Origin of the sequence: Actinoplanes sp. NPDC051633 (assembly GCF_040681735.1) — a bacterium.
GTDB lineage: Bacteria > Actinomycetota > Actinomycetes > Mycobacteriales > Micromonosporaceae > Actinoplanes.
Genome location: NZ_JBFAZH010000928.1, coordinates 1 through 3,137, shown reverse-complemented (window position 1 = coordinate 3,137; position 3,137 = coordinate 1). Strand labels below are relative to the sequence as shown.

Sequence of the window (3,137 nt, the reverse complement as noted above, 5' to 3'; positions counted from 1 at the left end):
GATCGCTCCCACGGGAAGGGTTGATACAATTGACAGCCGTCTATGTGCGGGTATCGTGCGGTGAGGTAAGCGCTTTCCCCCGAGCGCGCCTCCCATCCCCGACGCCCCTGGACGGCACCCATGAGACGAAGCATCCCCATCGCCGCCGCCGGCATCCTGCTCGTGGCCGGCGGCGCCCTCGCCGTGACCACGGCCCGCGCCCCCGCGGCGAGCGCCGCCACCGGTGGCGTCACCGAGCGGCTCGATCGCGGCCTGATCGCGATGCGCACCGAGGCCGGCAACTTCCTGTCCTGGCGGTTGCTCACCGCCGACCCGGCCGGCACCACCTTCGCGGTGTACCGCGACGGCGCGAAGGTGGCCACCACGTCGCACACCAACTACACCGACACCAGGGCCCCGGCCGGTGCCCGGTACACCGTGCGGGCCGTGTCCGGCGGCGTGGAGACGATGGCCGCGGACGCCCCGGTGCAGACGCTGGCCGCCAGCCAGGACGTGCCCATCCAGATCCCGCCCGGTGGCACCACGCCGGACGGGGTGTCGTACACGTACTCGGCCAACGACGCGAGCGTCGGCGACCTGGACGGCGACGGTCAGTGGGAGATCGTCCTCAAGTGGGATCCGTCCAACGCCAAGGACAACTCGCAGGCCGGCTACACCGGCAACGTGTTCATCGACGCGTACGAGCTGAACGGCACCCGGCTCTGGCGCATCGACCTGGGCCGCAACATCCGGGCCGGCGCCCACTACACGCAGTTCCAGGTGTACGACTACGACGGCGACGGCCGCGCCGAGGTGGCCATGAAGACCGCCGACGCGACACGCGACGGCGCCGGGGTGGTGATCGGCAACGCGAACGCCGACCACCGCAACTCGTCCGGCTACATCCTGGCCGGCCCGGAATACCTGACCGTCTTCAACGGGCAGACCGGCCGGGCGATGGACACCGAGAGCTACGTCCCGGCGCGGGCACCGTCTCGGGCTGGGGCGACAGCTACGGCAACCGGGTGGACCGGTTCCTGGCCGGCACCGCGTACGTGAACGGCTCGTACCCGAGCATCATCATGGCGCGCGGCTACTACACCCGCAGCGTCATCTCGGCCTGGGACTTCCGGGGCGGCGCGCTGACCAGGCGCTGGACCTTCGACAGCAGCTCGTCCAGCAACGGCTCACGCTGGACCGGCCAGGGCAACCACCAGCTGTCGGTGGCCGACGTGGACGCCGACGGGCGCGACGAGATCCTCTACGGCGCCATGGCGATCGACGACAACGGCGCCGGGCTGTGGGTCAACGGGCAGGGGCACGGCGACGCGTACCACGTCGGCGACCTCATCCCGAGTCGCGCGGGGCTCGAGGTGTTCAAGGTGGACGAGAACTCGTCGAGCCTGGCCGCGTGGATGGCGGACGCGCGTACCGGAAGCATCATCTGGTCGAACGCGTCCTGCGGCTGCGACAACGGCCGGGGCGTCTCCGCCGACGTCTACGCGGGCAGCCCCGGCGCCGAGTCGTGGTCGTCCGCGGTGAGCGGGATGTTCAACACCTCGGGCCGCAACATCGGCCGCAAGCCGGGCTCGGCGAACTTCGTGATCTGGTGGGACGGCGACGGCCAGCGCGAGCTGCTCGACGGCACACACATCGACAAGTACGGCACGAGCGGCGACACCCGCCTGCTGACCGCGAGCGGGGTCCACTCCAACAACGGCACGAAGGCCACGCCGTCGCTGCAGGCCGACATCCTCGGCGACTGGCGCGAGGAGGTGATCTGGCCGACCAGCGACAACCGGGCCCTGCGGATCTACTCGACCACGGACCCGACCGGCATCTCGCGCCCGTCGCTGATGCAGGACCGCCAGTACCGGGAGGCGGTGGCGTGGCAGAACACCGCCTACAACCAGCCGCCGCATCCCAGCTTCGCGATCGGCTGAGCCCTTGAGCTGCGAGTATTCATCAGCCTCAATGGCGATGATGGCATCAGGTTCCCCGACGCTCCTATTATGCGCAAGACCTAGCGGCGTCCTTGATCAGAGCGAGGCGACCAGCGGCTCGCCGCCGAACCAGCGACGGTAGGCGCGGCTGCGGCCCGTAGGGTGGCCCGGTGGTGAATCGACGAGGTGCCGTAAACCGCCGACCGCGAGTGGGTCCACCGCGAAAGCCGAAGATGCCCGCTAAGCTGTGGCCGGCCGGCGACGTACAGCGCGAGCTCGAACACGAGCAGACGATCGAGGCCGCTGCTTACGGCGACGTCCACCTTGCTGGTGTGCTGGCTGAGGGAGTCCTCTTCGACCGCTGTGACTTCCGGAGGACCGGTTTCGCCGGCGCGTTCCTGCCGAGCGTCCGCTTCGTCGACTGCGTGGTGGACACCGCCGACCTGTCGAACGTGCGGGCCGAGAAGGCGAGGCTCCAGCGCGTAACGCTGTCGGGCTGCCGGGCGACCGGCCTGGCCTGCAACGACGGGCTGCTCAGCGATGTCGCCTTCGTCGATTGCAAGGTCGATCTGACGAACTGGCGGTTCGCCCGGTTCGACGTGGTGACTTTCGAGCGCTGCAATCTGGCCGGGGCGGATTTCACCGAGGCCGACCTGCGGGGCGTCAGCTTCATTGGATGCGATCTGTCGAGGGCACAGTTCCACAAAGCCACGATGGCCGGCGCGCGGTTCCGGCGTTGTGAACTGCAAGGGGTCGGTGGCATCACCAGTTGGGAGGGCGCGGTGGTACATCCCGACGACCTTCTCGAATTGTCGTACGTCCTTGCTGGGGCGCTGGGGATCGTGGTGGAGCCCGCCGACCAGTAGCGCGACGTCCCACGGGCATGGTCAACGCCACCGTCACGGGCTCGGAGGCAGCGCCATCGATGTAGCGCAACCGTCGTCCTCGCAGACATCACAGCCGGGCAGATCGACGTCATCGTCAACACGGCGAACACGTCCCTGCCGGGCGACGGAGTCGACGGAGCGATCCACCGCAAGGGAGGCCCGGCGATCCTGGACGAATGCCAGGCTTTGCGGGCGTTGCTTGTCAAGGCCGGTAGGCGGCGAGGAAGGTCCGTACGGCATGGTCGGCGTGGCGGTCGAGGTCCGCTGTGGCCGGGGTTTCCTCGACGCCGAGGAGCATGGCCCGGTTCAGTGGTTCGGCCATCACGAG

At 69.1% G+C, this 3,137-nt stretch carries 2 protein-coding genes and 2 pseudogenes; 3 read left to right on the top strand and 1 reads right to left on the bottom strand.

Going from position 1 to position 3,137, the window contains the following annotated elements:
* Positions 1 to 120: 120 nt before the first annotated feature.
* The 3 genes and pseudogenes from AB0M20_RS34640 to AB0M20_RS34630 all read left to right on the top strand — a co-directional run.
* Positions 121 to 1,922, top strand: a pseudogene (locus AB0M20_RS34640) (rhamnogalacturonan lyase).
* 233 nt (positions 1,923 to 2,155) lie between these two features.
* A complete protein-coding gene (locus AB0M20_RS34635; RefSeq protein ID WP_364304592.1) occupies positions 2,156 to 2,788 on the top strand; it encodes a pentapeptide repeat-containing protein in 633 nt (210 codons plus the stop codon).
* Positions 2,789 to 2,875: 87 nt separating this feature from the next.
* A pseudogene (locus AB0M20_RS34630) lies at positions 2,876 to 3,004 on the top strand (macro domain-containing protein); the annotation flags it as partial.
* 7 nt (positions 3,005 to 3,011) lie between these two features.
* On the opposite strand, the gene AB0M20_RS34625 reads toward AB0M20_RS34630, so the two are convergent.
* Positions 3,012 to 3,107 (bottom strand): TetR/AcrR family transcriptional regulator C-terminal domain-containing protein, encoded by a 96-nt coding sequence (locus tag AB0M20_RS34625; protein WP_364304594.1) that lies wholly within the window; start codon positions 3,105 to 3,107, stop codon positions 3,012 to 3,014.
* Positions 3,108 to 3,137 lie beyond the last annotated feature (30 nt).